Source organism: Streptomyces sp. BF23-19 (genome assembly GCF_041106355.1).
Taxonomy (GTDB): domain Bacteria; phylum Actinomycetota; class Actinomycetes; order Streptomycetales; family Streptomycetaceae; genus Streptomyces; species Streptomyces virginiae_A.
In genome coordinates this window covers 31,572-49,855 of sequence record NZ_JBGBPT010000043.1, presented here as the reverse complement: position 1 = coordinate 49,855, position 18,284 = coordinate 31,572, and the positions used below count along the sequence as shown (strand labels likewise).

The window sequence follows — 18,284 nt, the reverse complement described above, 5'->3', positions numbered from 1 at the left end:
ATCAATCTTGTCGGCGTTCCGGCTCACCGCTGCTATTGGGCTGCCGGGAGCCGCCGCCAGCGGTTGATGGCCGGGAACCAGGATCTGAGGTCGACTCCATCCGCCCTCAATCGGCCAGAACTGCGTGACGATGCTGCCGTCCCGGCTGACCCAGAACACCTGCAGCATCCCCCGGCGGCTGACTACGCTCGGAGCCGAGTGCGGCGCAGCGATGAACTCGGGCTGCGGGAGCAGTGAGGCGCGGTCGATCCACCGTGATCCCTTGACGTCGTAGATCCAGCTGTTGCGCAGCCCCGGCCAGTGATCTGTGTGGAAGCCGCCCTCCTCGGCCGACTTCGCATATGACGCCGTGCCGCCGGCCGCGAGCAGGTTCCCGTCAGCAAGCAGCGAATGGCCGCAACAGAACAGGTCCTGGACCGGTGAGCCGACCTCCGTCACCTCGCCGGTGACGCAGTCGTACAGCCGCGTATGGTCGTTGAGGTTTTCGTTGTGCTGATCCGCGTCGTATTCACTGCCACTGAAATGCAGGATCTTCCCGGTCCGTAGCAGCACAGCGTGGGCCGCTAGTACATCGGTCTTACCTAACCTCGGGTCCCAACCCATTGGTCTCCTTCCTCGCGCCTGCCGCGAAGAGCCGTAGGGGTGCGCAGCAACCCTAAATGCGTACGGTCCCCCGGAACATCGTCCACACAGGTCCGTCTCGGTCGGTCATCGCGCGGCGTGTCCAGACAGCACCGAGCTGAATCGTCGACGCCGGACGGGTAGAAAAGCACGTGAAGTCTCTGGTGGAGACGGTCCTCCCGGTATTCCTTACGTGCTGCACGCGTGGATGGATAGGTATCAGGCTAGTTCCCCGGAACACGGCTGTCGCGTTGAAGATCCCCAGCGCGGGAGCCAAGCTCCCGGAAGGCCTGCTATTCCATGCTCGCGGGGGCCTTGGCGGCTCGGAGGCGGCTGGCGACGTAGCTGGCGCGGTCTCCGCCGTTCAGTTTGTGCCAGTTGTGGGCGGTGCCGTCGGCGAGGCCGAGGATGTCGGCGAGCATCTTCCAGTGGACGGCGCCGACCATGGCCAGCCAGGCGCCATTTCGGGCTTTGCTGACGCTGGGGATTCCCAGGCGGTTCAGTCGTTTCTGCAGGGTGCTGGAGTGCATGGGCTGGTCGGGGCGGAGGCCAGGAAAGAGGAACGGTGTCTCGCGTGTCCTGAGCGGGGCGGCCAGTTGACTCCGCTCGTTGAGCATTTGTTGCAGCAGTGCCGACAGTCGTGCCCGAAGCCAGAGGGGATCACGGCCGAGTCGGAGGCCGAGGACTCCGGGTTCTTCCGGGTGGGACAGCACGTGGTCGGTGGTGAGGTTCACCAGCCGGTCGGTTCGTTGGCCGTATTGCAGGACGAGGCAGCCCGCGACGCGGTCGAAGATGTGCAGGGAGTCGTCGGTCTCCAGGTTGAGGGCGGTGAGGATCCGGTCGGCATCACTCATGATCGACCGGTCGACTGTCTTGATCGCGGTGGCGATGGCGACGTTCTCAGGAGCCAAGTGTCAGGTCGCTGCCCAGAGCAGGAACGGACGGGCATAGCTCTGGCGGGTCTTGTTCGCGATGAGCCATCGGTCGATGAGGGTCTGGGTGACATTTTCGAGGGTGCGGCCGCGGCAGTGGATGTGGTCGAGCAAAAGACGTGCGGTTCGGAGCTGGCGGCGGAGGTTCTCGCGCTGGAAGCGGGTGAATCCGGCTCGTTCGAGGCGGTGGTGTGCGAGGGGCATGAGGTGCCAGCTTGCGTATCGGGCGAGGATGGACCGGTTGTACGGGATCGTCACCTCGTCGAGGCAGACCCGGATATCCCGTTTGAACTGAGCGAGTTGTTCCTCTCGCGGTTCCAGGACCTCCGCCAGCACCGGCAGTCCCCGGAGCTGGTGGACGGAGGGTGTCTGTCTCAGCGCGTCCAGGGCCTCGTGCGAACACTCCAGGTCGCCGCTGGCCATCGCCCGGATGAGCTGACCACCAGGTCGCCTCAGGTAGAGGACCAGAGAGTACGGGTTGTCGTACCGCTCCAGAACTTCGGCCAGGGGCGCGAGTTGGGACGAGCGGTGGCCGTCGGGGCCGGCGAACGTCTCGTTGAGTTCCTGCAGGGCCCGGCAGCGGGGGCACTGGCCATGCAGGAGGCGGCCCATCGAGTCGCAGGTGGGGCAGCGGTAGGTGAAGGCAACCCCGGCGCATTCGGGGCAGATCGGCCCGGCTTCCTCCTGGCGGAAGACGGCCGCCGGCTGGCCGCATCGGTGGCACTCTGCGTGGGTGAAGCGGACGACGTCGGTGCAGGGCAGGCAGACCGGCCCCTCCAGCCAGCGACGCTCGGCCTTGGCGAGAGTCCCGCAGCGGCTGCAGGGGACGCTCGCGGCCGCGTAGCACGACACACAGCGGGGGGGTTCCGTCCCAGGTGGACAGGGGCATGGACGGGCTCTGTCCGCAGTCGCCGCAAGTGGGTCCGGGGCGGGCGTGCTGCCAGCAGACCATGCACCAGGGGCCGCGGTGGTCGCGTGCGCTGACCACCTTCATGATGCCGCAGCCGGAGCAGGGCTCGGCTCGGTCCCGGCGGCGGCAACTGTCACACCAGGGCTGGCCCTCGTCCTCTCGGAAGGAGACCGGCAGGCTCTGGTCGCAGATGCGACATGGTTCACGAGGACGGGTCTGCTGGACGCAGGCCCGGCAGACCCCGCTGCTGAGAACGCCGATCTCGCGGCGCTTGCTGCAGCGAGGGCAGAGCACCACCGGCGCCCGGCGATTGTTGCACTTCTCGCATAGCGGCCCCTCCTCCGCGATCCGGTCGACGGCCCTCATCTCTCCGCAGTCGACGCACTTGTGCCGCGGCCGATCGCCCCTGTGTAGCCGCTGGTAGCAGGCACATTGCAGACCGGCCCGTCCTCTTCTCGAACGGTGATCTTCCGGGTGATGCCGCAGAGGGAGCACGGCTCCGCGCGAGCCCGGTTGCGGCAGGTCTCGCACCAGGCGCCCTCGTCGGTGTGCGCGGACGCTACGACTTCCCGGCCGCAGACGCAGCACGCTTCCCGTGGCAGAGTCTTGCGGTAGCAGCCGTAACACATGACGCCCGTGGGGGTGTTCCTCGTTGCCTTGAGGGTGCGGCCGCAGACATGACACGGACGGGGGACACGGCGCTCACGCTGCCAGCAACGTCGGCAGACCGGCAGGCCCTCGCGGCGAACTGCGACCCTGCCGACCCGGTCGCAGACGGAACACGGCTCGACGCGGGCCTTGCTTCGGCAGAGGGTGCACCAGGCCCCGTGCTCGTCGCGGAAGACCGGGACCTCGGAGCGTCGGCACTTGCAGCAGATCTCCGCCGGTCGGCTGTTCTTGTAGCAGGTGTGACAGAAGCCCTTCGCCTTGTAGGTGATGTAGCGGTCCTGGCCGCAGCTGTTGCAGATGCCCCGCCCCTTCGGGTCCATCGTCAGCCCTCGGCGTCAAAGAAGTCCGTGGCCAGCAGCGACATGCCGGGAACCACTGGACGCGGGCCCTTGGGAGTCGGCTCCTGGACGGACGGTTCGGGCTCGACCTCGACGACCAAGTCCTCGAACTTGCACTTGAGGATCTTGCAGAGCGCGAGGATCAGCTCCAGCGGCATCTTCGGCGGTCGGTCGGTCTTCACCAGCCGGTAGATGCTGCTGCGGTCCATGTCGAAGCCGTACTTGCGCAGCTCGGGCCCCAGCTTGGTGGTGCTGTACCAGTCCTTGCGGACAGCCATGAGTTCCTGCAGCCGCCACTCGTAGCGGGGCTGGCGAGCATCCAGCCCCTCCTTCCCCTGCGGGGTGCTGCCGGCGGGAATCGCGGCCATCAGGTCCTCCTCGGGCGACCGGCGCCGACGGGTTCACCGGCTGTCTGATCGCTGAAGTCGTCGTCCATCTCGGCTTCGGCCTCCGCCCGGGCGAACTTGGGCGCCGGGCGGCTGCCACTGCCGCCCGGCCAGGGTGGATCAGAAGGTGCAGAACCGGCGTGCGACTGCCGGGATGTTGCTGCGGCGGCGCCGGCTGAGCCCCTCGGTCACCTCGCGGGCGCACCGGGCGGCGTCTGCGGCCGCGTCGAGCAGCGCGGGGGAACCGTCGACGAGGGTTTCGAGGTAGGTGCCGTCGGCGGCGTGCAGATGCGCGGACCACGGTTCGCAGTGCTCGGACGCGGGCCGGTCGGCCCGCTCGCCGGCGTACATCAGGACGTGCAAGACGCCGTAGGCGGCGTCCTCGCCGTCCGGGGCACCCGGGGCGGCGGCCATGATCAGAAAGGTCATGCCGCCCTCACCCCCAGGGAAGGCGTGACGGCCGCGGGCGGCCAGTTCGGCGCGCAGCAGCTCGCCCTCGGTGGGTTCATTCAGATCGGTCATCTCGTTCCTTCGCATCGGGGGACGTCCGTCGGACGCCCGGGGCGGCCGGACACTCCAGGTACCGGCCGTGGAGGCGGGGCGGAGCCAGGGGCGCCCGGTCCCCGGGTGGGGCCGGGCGCCCGGGGGTCAGCGGACGGCCTGGTGGTCCTCGTCGGCGGGCAGGGGTTCCCAGGCCAGGGAGCGCGCGGTCTTGCGGGATCGGCCGTCAACGGCGACGGTCACACCGTCCATGTACGCGCGGGCGCTGGTCATCCGTACGTCCACCGCTTCGACCGTGCCGGTCTGGCCGCTGGCCACGTGCCGGACCCGCTCGCCAACGGTGCGGAGCAGGTCCACTTCCCTCAGACGCCGCGCTCCGAGCCGGTGCCCAGCCTGCTGGACCAGCTGGCCCCCTCGGGTGGCCACGGCGGCCGCGAAGGCTCCGTCGGAGTCGGGAGCCTCGACCCTCAGGAAGCAGCGGCCCTCGGGCAAGCCGGTGTGAGTGATGGTCCAGGTGTCGGTGATCGCGCCCCGGGCCTGCTCGGCGGCGGCGCCACGCTTAGCCGTGGCATCCAGGGTCGGCACGTGCCAGACGAACAGGGACGGGTGGTCGCCGGGCTCGACAAGCCAGCCTTCGGTGCGCTCGAACAGCTCCCTCGCGACGCTCAGCGCGACCAGGGGCGGCCGCCCGTCGGCGCTGGTGGTCAGCTCGCCGTCCTTGACCCAGCCGACGGCCAGGCGGCCGCTGGCGCCGTCCGGGCGGACCCAGTAGCCAGCCACCTCGCCGAGGCCGTGCGGGCCGGTGACGTCGGCGAGCGGCTGCCCGGACAGGGCGGTCAACGCTGCGGCGACCGCGGGGTGTTCGGCGTCCTCGGTCCGTACGCCCGTACCGGCCGCCGGAGCGGTCTCGGCCGGGCCGTCGGCGGGCGGCGGAACGTAGGCGGCTTGCCAGGAGCCCGGACCGTACTCCGTGAGCTTGACGAGGCCTGCGGCGTGCAGGCTCCGGACGGCGGTGAGGTTGTGCCGGTAGCCGGTGCCGATCGCGCCGTCGCGCTTGACGATGGCGTACACGCGCCGCTGCGGTTCGGTCAGGGCGTCCTCGGTGCCCTTGCGGTTCTCCTGGGCGTTGAGGAAGTCGGCGCGCTCCTGGGCGCCGGTCTCGGTCTGCCAGTCGCCCGATACGACCAGGCCGCCGGTGTTGACGACGTCGAAGCCTCCGCCGGCAGCCGGGCGGACGGAGTAGAGGGTGAGCGGTTCGCGTTCGGCGGCCGGGGCCGGCCGGGCAGCGGCGGGCGCCTGCTTCGGGGTCGTCCTGCGGGTGCGGGCCGGCTTCTCCTGGACGTTCACTTCCTCGACCGTGATGTTCTTCCAGCCGGCGCGCTCGGCGGTCCGGGCGGCTCGGCCGACGTTGGCCGCGGACATGGACCAGGTGTGCACGATGCGGCCCTCGCCGTCGCGGCGGTCTGCGATGACCGCGTGGGTGTAGTGGCGGGTTTCGCTGGTGCGGGTGCAGCCGGTGGAGGCTACGAAGGTGGTTCGGGCCTTGGCGGAACTCCTTGTGCTTGTGGTGTGTTGTCGGTGCTGGTCGGCTGCCACGGCCGAGCAGCGGGGGGCCGGGGGCGGTGGTCCGCCCCCGGCATGGGGCCTACCGGCCCAGGCGGTTGGCGCGGAGTCGAAGGCCCGCCTTCTGGATGCGGTACCGCACCTTGGAGAACTGGTCGAGGTCCCGCAGCCACCGGTGGAGGCGGAGCAGCGTGCGCTCGGACATGTCGTCGACCGTGCCGACCACGGTGGGCTCGTTGGCGAACGCCATGCCCAGCGTCCTCGGCGCGAAGGAGAGGGGCGCCGAGCGTGTAGAACCACACGCGGTATCCGTCCTTCGGCTCCTTCTCGTTCCAGAGGCCGAGGACGATGGCCCGGCGGACGCCGGTGTTCTTGCCCTCGTCGTAGCGGGGGGTGCGCACGACCGTGCCCGGCTCCAGAACAGTCTGGGTGGTGGAGGCGGTGGCGACGGTCATGTGGACTCCTTTGGAGAGGGGTGGGGGTGTCGGCGGGAATCCCCCGTCGACAAGAAAACTATACCCACTGTTCATCACTTCTGCAAGGGTGCCCCGCCCTCGGCGCGCGGATCACCGTCAGAAGGGGGCGTACTGCGCTCCGTCGTCGGCCGCGCGGCCTCCACCCCGGCGGCCCCCCGGCGCGGCTTCACCTGGCGGCGCGGCAGCCTCCTCCGGTGCGGCCGCGCTGTCGGCCGCAGCCGCGGGCTCCGCCGGGGGCATGTCGCTCTTGGGGCACGCGCACCGGCACCACCACACGCACGGCTCGCCGCCGGGCCGCAGGATCAGCTTGGCGACGCACCGGCCGCGCCCGTCTCGCACCCAGTCGGTATTGCCGTCCACGTGCGGGCCGCCTTCCTGCCGGTGGACGCACAGGTCGCAACGGCCGGCCAGGCAGTTCCAGCAGGTGCCCCGTTCGCACATGGCCCACCGGGCGAAGCCGAAGGGGTATGCGCTCGATCTCCTGGAGGTAGGCGGGCCACACCCACCCGCGCACCCAGGCGCCCTCGGTCTCGTCCATCGGCGACGGGTTGGGGACCGGGTCCACGATGCCCATGATCAGGGCGCCCTGGAAGTTCAGATTGGAGATCCCCCGTACGATCTCGCGCTCCTCCGACGTGAGGGTGTGCTGCGGACGCCGGATGACCGGGTGAATGATGTGCCGCTCCGCCGGCTGCCAGCCGGCAGCGCTGCGGGTCTCGTTCATGCGGATCCCTTCGATGCTGAGGGTTCGGCAGGCCCGCGCACGGCAGGGGGCGGGTTCCCCCGCTCCCGCTGCCGTGCGCGGCGTAGGTCAGCGCTCGGTCCGGGCGCAGTTGTGGCGGTCGTCGGTGGCGGCGAACTCGACCAGTTCGGGAACGTGCGCGCCCACCCAGGTCGCCAGCGGGCCGGGGGTGTCCTGCCGGCCGGTGAGCCAGCGGTAGACGTCCGGCTGCTTGCGGATCGGCGCGGAACAGCGGTCGCATTCGAGGATCACACGGATGGCGAGGGTGTTGGTCATTGCGCGCTCCTGGTCTCGGGCGGCATGAGGCAGCCCGCTTCTCGCTGTGTTTTCGGTGCCGGCTGGGCACCACTCCCAATCGATGGAGAAAACAATACTCATCATTCATCACATACGCAATGCTGTCGACGCCTTCACATGTGACTGCCCGTCAGATTCGTGGCCGGTACGGCCGCCGGCCGCCCTCTGCCGAGGCCCCGCCCCGGCCGCAGGCTCCGGCACCGTCCGGTGCGGCAGGGGATATCCGCCGCGTTCCGTGCAGCCGCTTCGGGACCGACTGGCCCAAGGCCGAGAGGCGGGCCACCAGCCGCCGGACCGCGCGCGGCCCGGCGGCGCGGGCCCCGGGCGCACCGCGCCCACGCGGGCGGACCGTAGCGCGCAGGATCTTCCCGGAGTGGGCGCCCGACTCCATCCACCCCCACACACCCTCAGGCCCGGGCCACGTGGTGGCGCCGGGTGGAGGGCCACCGCACGGGAAGGAGTCCGCGTTCCGCAGCCAGCGCCACCAACACCCGCTTGCACCCTCGGGGCCGTCCGGCGCGCCGGGCACCCGACGGGCCCGTCCGCTAGATCAGCGCCAGCTGCGCAGCGGCGTCGGGCGTCGCGTAGTGGTTGGCCTCGACCTCCACCAGGTAGCCAGGAATCTCACCCGTGAAGCGGAACTTGGGTGTCGGGCGAAGGTCCGCCGCCCACGGGGATGCGTGGGACACGAACGTTCCGCGCTCAGCCCGCCGGAGGATGACGCGCGCACGAACCGCTTCCTGCTCTTGCAACCACCGCTTCCCCACCCGCTCCGAAGCCGCCTCGGCGGCGACAACCGCAGCTCGGTAGGCGGGGAGGTTGGCACCGCGCAGCTCCGCGATCTTCGCCTTTACGGCTTTTGTGTGTGCGGTTTCGAGCTGCGCCACGGTGCGAACCCGGCCTTCAATCTCTGTGCGGACCTGGTGGTCGACACCAGCGACACGAACCGTCGTCTCGCGGAATCGGTCTGCCATGACTTCTCCTTCGTAAGCGCTGGTCAGTTCGCGTGCCCCGGGCCGGAGACGATCCGGCCCGGGTGGGGCGGGGGCACCCGCCGCTGTCCGGCCGGCCCCGGGGGAGGACACAGGGGCGCGGGCCCGCCCCGGCGGGGCGGGCCCCGCTCGCCTACGCGGCGAGCTTGGGCGCCGGGTAGTCGCGCTCCAGCTCCAGGTCGACCAGCTCCTGCGGGGTGACGGCAAGGTGCGCGAGGGGGAACACCTCCGCCGCCTTCTCCTTGGGGACGGCGAGCACGTAGCGGATGCGGTGGATGGTGTACGCCTTGATCTGCTCCAGGCTGAAGGTGCGCATCTCGCCCCGGGCGCGGCACATCGCCTGGACGTTGATGTCGCCCTTGGCGGTGGTGAGGATGTTGTGGATCTCGATGGTGCGTACCGACTTGTCTCCCTTGCTGTCGACGTAGGTGATGGTCGTGGCGCGCTGGCCGTCCATGGCGCGGATCAGGTCGGTCAGGGTGCGGGTGGAGGTCTGACCGGCGGTGTTCCTCATGGAGTTCGACACGGGTTTCTCCCTGGAGCGTGGGTGTTCGGTGGGGTGTTGACCGGGTGCCACTCCCGACCAACAAGACAACTATAACTCATATACATCACTTTCGGCGCCGGATCGCCCGCTTTTCTTTCCGCGATTTCAGATTCACCCGGCTGGCGCCCCGCGCATCGACCGCGCCCCGACGCGCGAAGAAATCACAGGCGCCCCGCTTGACAGACGATGATGAATGCTAGGCATAGTTATCTCGTCGATCGGCGGTGGCAGCCGGTCGGCGACCGAGGAACGCGCACCACTACAAATCCACAGCGAGGAGCCCCGAGATGGCCCGCACCTACAACGACCGCCCCGCACACCTGCAGTACCAGGAGCGGCCGTGGCCGACCCCCTTCCTGAAGGACGGCAGCAGGTGCCCGCTCCAGCGGGCGGCTCACAAGCGGGACCGCGCGGCCCGGCTGGCGCTGCGATTCGGCGTCGAGCCCCCGCTCCCCCAGCGCCGTCGCGTCGACTTGGACATGCCCCCCGCCGGCGGGGCCGCTTCACATTCAGGCCTTCACTCGAACGCGCACGACCAGGACCCACGCTCACCACTTGACCAAGTGATGTATGTGAGTTATTGCTTTCTTACCGAGCCGGCAGTGGCAGCCGGCTGAACCCGGAACCACGATTCGAGGAGCCCCGATGAGCGTCACCACCCTCTGCTACAGCGCCCCCTGGACCGCCCTGCCCTCCAGCCTCTGTACCGCGCTCGTCGGCTCCGGCGCGACGCTGAGCGCGAGCGCTCGCCCCCACTCCCTGTACGACCTGATGTGCAACCTGGACGACACGGCCAAGCTGCGCACCGCCCGCACCAAGACCACCGACCCGGTTTCCATCGGCTACCTCGACGGCGAGCTCGTCGACCTCGCCACCGAACACACCGAGATCCGGCACTCCCTGATCGCCCGATTCCACGGCGTTGAGCACGACCACTTCTGACCGCCCGCCCGAAGCGGCCCCGCCTTCCGGGGGGGCCGGCTTCGGCATGTCCGGACGAAGCCTTCACACGCGGAGGCGGACGCGGCGTCGCCGGCAGGCGGGGCGGCGCCGAGGCTGGGACGCGGCGTCACGGCGGGCGGACGGCGGCGCGGGGCGATGTCGAGCGGGGCCGGGAGCCGAGCGGCTGGGCAAGCGGTCGGACCGTCGACAGGCCAGCCCCGGGGTGGACTGAGCCGAGCCGGGCTGGACCGTGGGGTGAAGGCCGGGCCGGCCCTCGAAAGAAGCAGGCCTCTTGCTCCGGCTATCGCGGAGAAAGAGGTGTCGTCGTGGCGATCAGGCTTGCCCACGGGGCCTGACCAGGCACGATGATCAAGATCGAAAAAGTGGGGGTCCCACTCCCGGTCACACCTCCGGTGCAACTCCTAGTGCACCTCTACGTGCAACCCTCCAGCACCCCTCCGGTGCAACTGTCCTGAGGCCACGTTCACATGGGCTTGCCCACCTCAGCAGCGCACCGAACGGCCGGCTCCTGTCTACCTCGTTCGGTGGTACCGAAGATCGTGGCGGCCAGGCTGGCCGGACATCACGTCGTAGCGGTCGGAACAGGACAGCCCGAGCGAGGCGATCATCCAGCCCCCGATCGCGACGGTCGTCCCGCAGCTTCCGCAGTGGTCGACGTCGGGGGTCGGGCAGGTTTCCGGAAAACGGCCCCGCGATTTTCGTGCTGGGGAAGGCCGGGCAGTATGCGATCCAGCTGCGCAGCTGATACTCGGCGCAGGCGTCCTCCAGGAGGTAGAACTGGCTGGGAGCGTCCGCGAGTTCGTCGGCCTGGGGACCGTGCACCTCGACGTCCCACGCCCGACCGACTACCCGTCGCCGAGGGGTCAGGGCAGTTCCACGATGCGCATGCAGGTCGCCGTCGGCCCCGAGCCGCGGACGCCCTTGTCGTCCGGGATCTGCACGTCCACGGCGGAAGCGACACGGAACTCCTTCACGGCGTGGTGCGGTCGCGGCGCCGGCCTCGGCGGCCGCGGCCTGTCTCTTGTCCTCCGTCTCCTGCTCGACGGCCCGTTGGCCGGCCGGACCAGCCTGGCCGCCAGCTGAACCCCACAGGGGTGGGGGCAAGCCTCCTGAGCAGGCATCTTGCGGCCTGGGCAAGCCCCCACGCCCCTCGGGCAAGCCTGGACGTCAGGGTCTGGGCAAGCCTCTGCAGATCGTGGGCAAGCCCGGTCCAGAGCGGTGGGGGTCAGTTCGGTGCGGCCGAGCCACACCGGCGCAGCGTTCAACGCCGGGCCCTTGACGAGGACCCGACGCTGAACGCTGCGGCAGTTCGGGCCACAGGGGCGAGGTCGAGGCCGCGGACGCGGGTGGCGAGCTCGCGGCGTGAGGGTCGGGCCGTTGTCCGATACGGGTGGACATGGCGAGCGGAGTTAACGGAGGGTCAGGTGCTGCCCTGGACAGACAGTGTGATGGGGTGGGTCCGCGCGAGATTGCAGCGCGCATGGACACAGAGGGGCACAAATGCGGGGCGACATACGTCGACACGGGTCGTGGCGGAGAGCGGCGGCCCTGATCGTCGCCGTCGGGACGATCAGCGCGGGCACGGTGATACCGGCGGCCGCCGATACCGACCTGCCGGAGTACCTCAAGAAGATGAGAGCCGAGGAGATGTGGAAGGTGTCGGACGGCACCGGCATCACGGTGGCCGTCATCGACAGTGGCGTCAAGGATCTTCCGGGGCTCAAGGGGCGGGTCCTGCCCGGCGTTTCGTTCATGGAGCCGCCGGTCGGACACCCGGATCAGACGTACCCGGCGCACGAAGATTTCGGCGGGCACGGGACCACCATGACCGCGGCGATCGTCGGTGACGGCTCGGGGGGCGGCCCGCAGGGCCTCGCTCCCGGCGCCAAGGTGATGCCCATCCGCACCAGCATCGGCACGCCGATGGCTTTCGGCGCGATCGGCGAAGCCGCCAAGGGGGTTCGGTACGCGGCCGACAACGGCGCCAAGATCATCAACCTGTCCATCGGCGGCTGGTGGTCGTTCGACAAGCTCAGGCCGGCTGTCGAGTACGCCCAGAGCAAGGGCGTGCTCGTCTTCACCGCCATGGGGAACGAAGGGGAGGATAACAACTCCACCAACCCCATCGCCATCTTGGGGGGAATCCTCGGCGTAGGAGCCGTCGACATCAACGGTGAGCCCATGTCGTTGTCCTCCCACGGGCAGGACACGGACCTGGCCTCCTTCGGTGGCAAGGCCCCGATCCGCTGCAAGGAGAACACCGCCTGGTGCATGTCGGACGGAGGTACCTCGTACGCCACCGCTCTGGCCTCCGCCGCCGCCGCGCTCGTCTGGTCGGCGCACCCCGACTGGACCGCGAACCAGGTGGCCCGCGTCCTCATCGAGACCGCCGGCGCCCCCCGCGACGGCGTCAAGCGCAACGACTACGTCGGCTACGGAATCCCCCGCCCCAGCAAGGTGCTGCTCGATCGCGCGGGAGACCCGGGGGCGCCTGACGTCGACCCCTTGGACGGCCCGGCCCCCTCGAAGGCCCCCACCCCCAGCGCTGGCCAAACAGCTGCTGCGGCGCCACGCGCGGAATCTGCGGCTGCGAAATCCGGCTTCTCCTGGAAGTGGCCGGCACTCGGCGCCGTCGCCGCCGTGTGCCTCGGCGTCGGCGTGATCGTCAAACGCCGCCGACGTTGACCCGGGCTCGCCCGCTTCGGACAGCATGAACATGGCTGCGCCCCGCCCCGACCGTGCGGAGACGGGGTGCCGCCAGGCACCGGCCTGCCACACTTGAGGCCACCCAAGGGAAGGAAGGCCGTGAGTACCGACTTCGTCCGTCTGACCGTCACCGACACCGCCCACGGGGCGCCATGCATCGTGTCGACGCCTTACAGGCGCGAGCTGTGGGATGACGTGACGGAGCACGATCGCCAGGGCCCGGTACGGCAGCTGGTTCCGCGACGAGTTCGGGTTCCGGCTTTCCGACTCCCACCTCGACGCCCTGCCCGTCACGGCTGACTGATCCCTGCCCTTTGTCGGCGCCCGTCGCAGGCCTCTTCGCACCCCCATTCAAAGGTTGACGCGGGCGCCTCGTTACATGATCCCGTCCCACCGGACCCCACACGAGGACAGCGCCCGGTGGGGCGGAGGTCCGTCAGGCCTCGTCGGCCGGCTCCGGATGCCGTACGGCCTTCATCACCGCGGCCACCACCTGATTCCAGGGCGCTTCCGCCCGACTCCGGAACACCGTTTGCCGCCCCAGGCTGCCCGGGTGGCGCCATCGTCTCAGCGTTTGACGCGGTTGCGGACGGCGAGAATCGCGAGGCCTAGGAGGATGGGTTCGGTGAGGCGGGAGGTCATCTCGATGTAGGTGCCGGCGGTGGTCAGGTCCTGGCCGGAGGAGCGGAACACCACCGAATTGAGAGTGACCTTCAGCGCCTTCTCGAAGCGCTTTCCGGTGAAACGGTTCCCGGTGGGGTTCTGGGGGTCGGCTTTGTCGATCTCGAAGGTGACCTTGCCGCCGCCAGCCGGCACGGTACCGGTGGCCCGCTGCTTCGGGTCGTCCTGGGGCAGCCCGAATCCCATCATCAGCACGATGGTGGCCAGCATGCAGGCCGCGAGCCAGCCCAGAGCGCGGGAGGCTCGCAGGCCGTAGCCGGACAACGCCCAGTAGGCGGTCAGAAGACCTCGCTCGCTTCGGGGGACGTCGTCGGCGTGGCGGCGCATCTCCATCTCCCCGTAGTAGAAGTCGGCGGCTCCAGGCTCGTGCTTACCGTCCTCGAACGCTTTGCGCAGCGCCCGGTACACCGGCGCCAGCTGCAGCGGTCCGACCCGCCCGGCGCCGGGCGCGGCCTCGTTCCAACCCGGCACCGCTGCAGGCTGTCGGGCGCGCCAGTGGTGCTCCTCGGCGAGCGTGCGGCGCTGAGTGAACTGCACCGGGAGCCAGCCCCGCCAGTGTCTGCCGGACGGGACTGAGGCGAAGGAGCAGGCGCCCTCCAGGCGCACCTGGTCCAGGTGCACGGTTCCCGTGAACAGGCACTCCGACAGGTCGACGTCGGAGAGAACCAGGTGCGCCGCGTCCACTCCGCGCAGCGAGGCCATCCGCACGGAGGCATCGGGGTCGGTGGCGAAGAGGGTCTCTTCCATCGGCTGCAGGAGGGGCTGCGGGAATGGGCCCGTCTCCGCTGCGATGGTGAGGGGGTACTCGAAAACGGCCTGGGCGAAGTCCACCGTGGTGTAGCGCAGACGTATCTCGGCCGTGGACAGCCAGCGGGTGCGTCGGCACTCCAGGTGACGCACGGCGAACGAGAGGGTGACCGGCCTACCAAATATCGCCCCGGACAGGACGACCCGCCCGGCACACACCAACGGCCCCAAACTGACCGCCCGCTCGAAGGTCACCGACTCGAAAATGGCGTCGCCCTCGAAGGTCGCCGACCCCAAATCGGCGCCTCGCTCGAATGTCGCCGACCTGAAATCGGCGTCATCCTTGAAGATCGTCGACTGGAACGAGCCTCGCTCGAATGTCGCCGACCCGAAATCGGCACGGTGCTTGAACGTCGCCAGCCTGAAGCTGGCGGTGTCCTTGAAGGTCGCCGATATGAAGCCAGCGAAGCCGGTGAAGGTCGCCGACCTGAACAGGACGCCGCGCTCGAAGGTCACCTCCCTGAATTCGGCGTGGCCCATGAAGGTCGCCCGCCGAAACTCGGCGCCAGCCTCGAAGGTCGCCAACACGAAATCGGCGTCGCCCATGAAGGTCGCAAACCCGAAATCGGCCTCGCCCTCGAAGGTCACCGCCCCGAAATCGGCCTCGCCCTCGAAGGTCGCCGCGCTGAAGCCGGCGGTGCCGAGACGGGGGTGTCCGGTTCCGGGGTCGTGGAAAGCGCCTAGTAGTGCCGCGAGAAGGGTTTGCCTGAATGTGGTGCCTCTGTGATCGACGGTGCTGCCGGGGGCGAGGCTGGCCAGGTAGGCGTCGCGGTCGGCGTCGGTCACGTGGGCGAGGCACTCGGTGTGGCCGGGAATGTGAATGCCGGGGCAACCGACCGGGTCCTGCGGGCTGCTGCCGTGGGCACAGTGCTGCCAGGCAGGCGGAGTCGGTAGGGGTGCGGGAGTCGGCTGCGGCATACCCCGGAGGACGACCATGTACGGCTGAACGGTTGCTGTCCGCGCCGCGGGTCGTGCGAGGTAACGGCTCGGCGGCGCAAGACAACTCTTTTGGGGGCTGAGACCTGGGCGCCTCCTGACCACTGCAGGATCGGCGTAGATTGCCGGTGAACTGGCAAACAGTGGTGCACGAACCGGGAGGACGCCCCGCTGATCGCCCTAGGGTATACCGCACACCGCGGCCCGTACGCCCGGGCCGACGTCCTGCAGCACGGTCCCGACCTCGGGGTACGCCGCCCTGGTCCGCGGCAGTGACGTGCGTCCGTTAGACGCACCGGAGCGTCCCCGCCCCGACGTGGTGCTCGGTCCGCATCCGGCCTCCCTGGACCAGGTGCGCCGCCGCACACGTACGAGCAGGCGCGCAGCCCCGTGCGCCGGCACCCCGACCCGCGCACCGCCGGTTAGGCCGCACGTCCCATCTGACGGGCGGTGACCTCTCGCTTGGCCTGGCGCCGTTGCCGCCACAGCCATCGACGCCGGGGCCGCTGCTCGACGAGACCGGCCTTGCTGCGGCGACGGCGGGGCGGGTTCTCCCCCCAGGCCACGACCGCAGCTTGTAGGGCGTCGCGGGCGGTGGTCAGCTCCTCGCGTCCGACGTGCAGCATGTTGTTCTTCCTGCCCTGCTCCGAGGCGATGCGCCTTTGCCTCTCGGCCGAGATGAGCAGCAAGTCGACGGCGCTCTCGCTGTACGCCAGTGAGTCGAGCAGGGCCTTACGGATCGGCTCGGGGTCGGGGTGACCCCCTTCCCGCTCTTCCTGCCGGTAGCACCGGAGCATCTGATACGCGCCCAAGAGGGCGAAGTCGGAGTCGTCGAGCTTGTCGAACTCCTGGGGGTCCTTCTGCATCAACTCGATCGCGCGTACACGCTCCTTGAGCTGTCGGCGAAGGATGGTGTACGGGTGCCGGATCTCGCCGAGCCGTTCCCGAGTGCCGTGGTAGTCGCTCCCGGCCTCGATGACCCTCTCGGCGAGGACGCGCAGCGGGCCCGTCACGGAGATCCGGACATCGTCCGTCGCGCGCAGGATCTCTTGGACGCTCCCCCTGTCCGGGTTGCTTGCCCGGTTCAACTCCTTGAGGGCCTCGAACACGTTCTTGCTGTGGGCGGCCCGCCACGTCATGCCGCTGGTGCGCAGCGCGGCGCGGGTAGCGGTGGTCGCCGCGACGGCCGACGCCCCCGCCGCCGTCAGGATGGTCGCTATGTCCATGAGAGGACGATGCCGTGCGCGGGGACGCCGGGGTGCACATTTGAGGGAACTCAGAGGTGCGCTGGCACCGCATGGCAACGCCGCGCCCCTCCCGCGCGTAGGACCAGTGATGGTGCACCGCGGCCCACCGGGGTCAGGCGTCGGTGATGCCGAGCTCTCGGGCAGCAGGGCAGATCGAGCAGGCTTCGACCTGGGGTTGCCGGAGCGTGTCGAGGGCTTGCTCCTGGGTGACGGGCCGCGTACGGCCTGATGCGAGGTGGCAGTCCGCCGTGTGAACGAGCATGCGCGACCCCTTGCCGATGGGGTGCTCCAGCTTCCATTCGGTGAAGGGCGTGACGATCGGTCCGCTCCGCGCGGCTTCGGTGACTCGGTTCCGGCGCTCGATCTCCGTGACGCGGCCGCGGATCAGCTCCAGCAGCACCAGGCACCACCGCTCCAGGGTCCTTAGGCGCTCGACGTCGGGCGGGAGCAGCCAGTCGAGGTCACGTCCGGCGGGCATGCTCTACGCCTTCCTGCGCGGCTGGAGGCGGCCCGTGGAGGCGCCGGTCGTCCTGACTGGCGGTTCCGGGCGGTGTGGTGCCGGGAGGGCAGGGTCGGAGGATCACAGGAATATCGTACCTCTGTTCGAATCATTCGTTCCGCTTACCGAGGTGCTTGTTCGAATATATTTTCGATACAGTGGTTGTGGGAGGTGTCGCCGTGGACGACGAACAGACCGATCAGGTGGGCGCCGGCTCCCCGATCCTGCACGTGCGCTGCCCCATGGACGTGGATCCGGTTCTCTACCGGCACCTTCTCGGCCTGTTGGCGGATGTGACACCGGTGGTGCAGGCCGTTCCACCGTCCGTGCTGGTGGCGGACGTGTCAGGCAGCGTCCGATTCTTCGACCGGGATCCGGCCGAGCTGGGCTGGATGGTCCGGGCGCGGGCGATGGCGCTGTACGGGCTGCCCGTGGCGGTCGGTGTCGGGCCGACGTGGTCGGTGGCCGCGATGGCCTCCCGGGACGCCGCGCGCTGCGGCGTGGTCGCTGTCGGATCCGCTCCGGAGCAGGTGGCCGCGTTCCTGCACCATCGGCCGGTCGGGGAGCTCTACGGGATCGGCCGCGCCCAGGAGCAGCGGCTGGTCCGGTTCGGGGTGCACTCGATCGGTCTGCTGGCGCAGTTGCCGGAGGCGACCGTGCAGCGGGTGCTCGGAGGGCGGGCGGGGCGGCAGTTGCGTGAGGTGGCCCGTGGGATCGACCGTCGGGTGGTGGTGCCGGCGGAGCTGCCGCACAGCACGGCCGCGCAGCGGCGGTTCGGCCTCGACACCCTGTCCCCCGAGGCGGTCCGTGCCGCGCTGCTGTCGCTGGCGGTCGAGCTCGGCGACCGGCTGCGGACCCGTCGGCAGGCGGCCAGGACGATCACGATGACCGTCACCCTGGCCGACCGCTCCCTGGTTCACCGCAGCCGCCAGCTGCCCGGCGGCCCGACCGCGCACACCGAGGATCTCCGCGACACCGCGTACGAGCTGTACCGGGTGCTCGGCTTCCAGCGGGCCCGGGTGCGCGGCATCGCGCTGCGCTGCGAGCAGCTGGTCGACGCGGCCTCCGTCGCCGAGCAGCTCTCCTTCGACCAGGGCCGCGAGCGCCGACTGCGGGCGGAGAAGGCCATCGACCTACTCAACGGCCGGTTCGGCTCCGGCACGGTGGGACCTGCGGCCAGCTACCGCCAGGCTGGCTGACTCCCTCACTGCCACACTGCTCCGTGCCGACGTCGTTGCCCCGGGAGTACGAGATGGAGCGGGCCGCGTAGGCACCGGCCCCCTCTGGCGGCAGGGCGGTTCGGATAGCCCCGCGGGAACAGCGGGTACAGGTAGGCGCCGCCGGAGCTCGGGTCGCCGAGGACGACCACCACCCGCCGTAACGAACCGATGCCCAGGCTGGCCGAATGTGCGGATCCGTCGTCCGGCGTACGGTCGAAGGAAGCACGCCGTGCGCACAATCGCGATGAGAG

General features: G+C 69.8%; 15 protein-coding genes and 3 pseudogenes. 3 read left to right on the top strand and 15 right to left on the bottom strand.

Annotation, left to right across the window (positions count from 1 at the left end):
• From AB8A24_RS23825 to AB8A24_RS23770, 12 genes and pseudogenes are all read right to left on the bottom strand, one after another.
• Positions 1-603: pseudogene (locus tag AB8A24_RS23825) on the bottom strand (hypothetical protein); the annotation flags it as partial.
• A gap of 311 nt (positions 604-914) precedes the next feature.
• The gene (locus AB8A24_RS23820) at positions 915-1,475 is read right to left on the bottom strand and encodes a hypothetical protein (RefSeq protein ID WP_369477593.1); all 561 of its coding nucleotides are present in this window, start codon (positions 1,473-1,475) and stop codon (positions 915-917) included.
• 60 nt (positions 1,476-1,535) lie between these two features.
• Positions 1,536-2,405 (bottom strand): hypothetical protein, encoded by an 870-nt coding sequence (locus tag AB8A24_RS23815; RefSeq protein WP_369477592.1) that lies wholly within the window; start codon positions 2,403-2,405, stop codon positions 1,536-1,538.
• 1,049 nt (positions 2,406-3,454) lie between these two features.
• Positions 3,455-3,838 (bottom strand): helix-turn-helix domain-containing protein, encoded by a 384-nt coding sequence (locus AB8A24_RS23810; protein WP_369477591.1) that lies wholly within the window; start codon positions 3,836-3,838, stop codon positions 3,455-3,457.
• 138 nt (positions 3,839-3,976) lie between these two features.
• On the bottom strand, positions 3,977-4,378 hold the full coding sequence (locus AB8A24_RS23805) for a hypothetical protein (protein WP_369477590.1): 402 nt from the start codon (positions 4,376-4,378) through the stop codon (positions 3,977-3,979).
• Positions 4,379-4,504: 126 nt separating this feature from the next.
• Complete coding sequence (locus AB8A24_RS23800; RefSeq protein WP_369477625.1) at positions 4,505-5,953, bottom strand: hypothetical protein; 1,449 nt, start codon at positions 5,951-5,953, stop codon at positions 4,505-4,507.
• Between the two features lie 49 nt (positions 5,954-6,002).
• On the bottom strand, positions 6,003-6,170 hold the full coding sequence (locus tag AB8A24_RS23795; RefSeq protein ID WP_369477624.1) for a hypothetical protein: 168 nt from the start codon (positions 6,168-6,170) through the stop codon (positions 6,003-6,005).
• 85 nt (positions 6,171-6,255) lie between these two features.
• Positions 6,256-6,375: pseudogene (locus AB8A24_RS23790) on the bottom strand (hypothetical protein); the annotation flags it as partial.
• Positions 6,376-6,492: 117 nt separating this feature from the next.
• Positions 6,493-6,970 (bottom strand): annotated as a pseudogene (locus AB8A24_RS23785) (DUF6248 family natural product biosynthesis protein).
• Between the two features lie 237 nt (positions 6,971-7,207).
• Positions 7,208-7,414: a hypothetical protein gene (locus tag AB8A24_RS23780; protein WP_369477589.1), complete on the bottom strand. Its 207-nt coding sequence runs from the start codon at positions 7,412-7,414 to the stop codon at positions 7,208-7,210.
• 566 nt (positions 7,415-7,980) lie between these two features.
• Entirely contained in the window at positions 7,981-8,409 is a 429-nt protein-coding gene (locus AB8A24_RS23775; protein WP_369477588.1) for a hypothetical protein, read from the bottom strand.
• A gap of 151 nt (positions 8,410-8,560) precedes the next feature.
• Positions 8,561-8,953, bottom strand: coding sequence for a WYL domain-containing protein (locus AB8A24_RS23770; protein ID WP_369477587.1), 393 nt, complete (start codon positions 8,951-8,953; stop codon positions 8,561-8,563).
• 666 nt (positions 8,954-9,619) lie between these two features.
• On the opposite strand from AB8A24_RS23770, the gene AB8A24_RS23765 reads away from it, so the two are divergent.
• Complete coding sequence (locus AB8A24_RS23765) at positions 9,620-9,916, top strand: hypothetical protein (protein WP_369477585.1); 297 nt, start codon at positions 9,620-9,622, stop codon at positions 9,914-9,916.
• Between the two features lie 1,521 nt (positions 9,917-11,437).
• The gene (locus tag AB8A24_RS23760; protein WP_369477583.1) at positions 11,438-12,622 is read left to right on the top strand and encodes a S8 family serine peptidase; all 1,185 of its coding nucleotides are present in this window, start codon (positions 11,438-11,440) and stop codon (positions 12,620-12,622) included.
• 588 nt (positions 12,623-13,210) lie between these two features.
• On the opposite strand, the gene AB8A24_RS23755 is transcribed toward AB8A24_RS23760, so the two are convergent.
• The 3 genes from AB8A24_RS23755 to AB8A24_RS23745 all read right to left on the bottom strand — a co-directional run bounded on the left by AB8A24_RS23755 (position 13,211) and on the right by AB8A24_RS23745 (position 16,792).
• Positions 13,211-15,049, bottom strand: coding sequence for a pentapeptide repeat-containing protein (locus AB8A24_RS23755; protein WP_369477581.1), 1,839 nt, complete (start codon positions 15,047-15,049; stop codon positions 13,211-13,213).
• Positions 15,050-15,489: 440 nt separating this feature from the next.
• On the bottom strand, positions 15,490-16,293 hold the full coding sequence (locus AB8A24_RS23750) for a hypothetical protein (RefSeq protein ID WP_369477579.1): 804 nt from the start codon (positions 16,291-16,293) through the stop codon (positions 15,490-15,492).
• A gap of 133 nt (positions 16,294-16,426) precedes the next feature.
• Positions 16,427-16,792, bottom strand: a complete 366-nt coding sequence (locus AB8A24_RS23745) for a DUF6233 domain-containing protein (protein ID WP_369477577.1) — start codon at positions 16,790-16,792, stop codon at positions 16,427-16,429.
• Between the two features lie 200 nt (positions 16,793-16,992).
• Between AB8A24_RS23745 and AB8A24_RS23740 the strand changes: the two genes are divergently transcribed.
• On the top strand, positions 16,993-18,012 hold the full coding sequence (locus AB8A24_RS23740) for a hypothetical protein (protein WP_369477575.1): 1,020 nt from the start codon (positions 16,993-16,995) through the stop codon (positions 18,010-18,012).
• The last annotated feature ends 272 nt before the right edge of the window (positions 18,013-18,284 follow it).

What these genes read in the sequence shown, in the direction of transcription:
- AB8A24_RS23820 (WP_369477593.1), bottom strand. Translation starts at nt 1,475, where the DNA reads ATGAGTGATGCCGACCGGATCCTCACCGCCCTCAACCTGGAGACCGAC.
- AB8A24_RS23810 (WP_369477591.1), bottom strand. Translation starts at nt 3,838, where the DNA reads ATGGCCGCGATTCCCGCCGGCAGCACCCCGCAGGGGAAGGAGGGGCTG.
- AB8A24_RS23805 (WP_369477590.1), bottom strand. Translation starts at nt 4,378, where the DNA reads ATGACCGATCTGAATGAACCCACCGAGGGCGAGCTGCTGCGCGCCGAA.
- AB8A24_RS23795 (WP_369477624.1), bottom strand. Translation starts at nt 6,170, where the DNA reads ATGGCGTTCGCCAACGAGCCCACCGTGGTCGGCACGGTCGACGACATG.
- AB8A24_RS23780 (WP_369477589.1), bottom strand. Translation starts at nt 7,414, where the DNA reads ATGACCAACACCCTCGCCATCCGTGTGATCCTCGAATGCGACCGCTGT.
- AB8A24_RS23775 (WP_369477588.1), bottom strand. Translation starts at nt 8,409, where the DNA reads ATGGCAGACCGATTCCGCGAGACGACGGTTCGTGTCGCTGGTGTCGAC.
- AB8A24_RS23765 (WP_369477585.1), top strand. Translation starts at nt 9,620, where the DNA reads ATGAGCGTCACCACCCTCTGCTACAGCGCCCCCTGGACCGCCCTGCCC.
- AB8A24_RS23760 (WP_369477583.1), top strand. Translation starts at nt 11,438, where the DNA reads ATGCGGGGCGACATACGTCGACACGGGTCGTGGCGGAGAGCGGCGGCC.
- AB8A24_RS23755 (WP_369477581.1), bottom strand. Translation starts at nt 15,049, where the DNA reads ATGCCGCAGCCGACTCCCGCACCCCTACCGACTCCGCCTGCCTGGCAG.
- AB8A24_RS23750 (WP_369477579.1), bottom strand. Translation starts at nt 16,293, where the DNA reads ATGGACATAGCGACCATCCTGACGGCGGCGGGGGCGTCGGCCGTCGCG.
- AB8A24_RS23745 (WP_369477577.1), bottom strand. Translation starts at nt 16,792, where the DNA reads ATGCCCGCCGGACGTGACCTCGACTGGCTGCTCCCGCCCGACGTCGAG.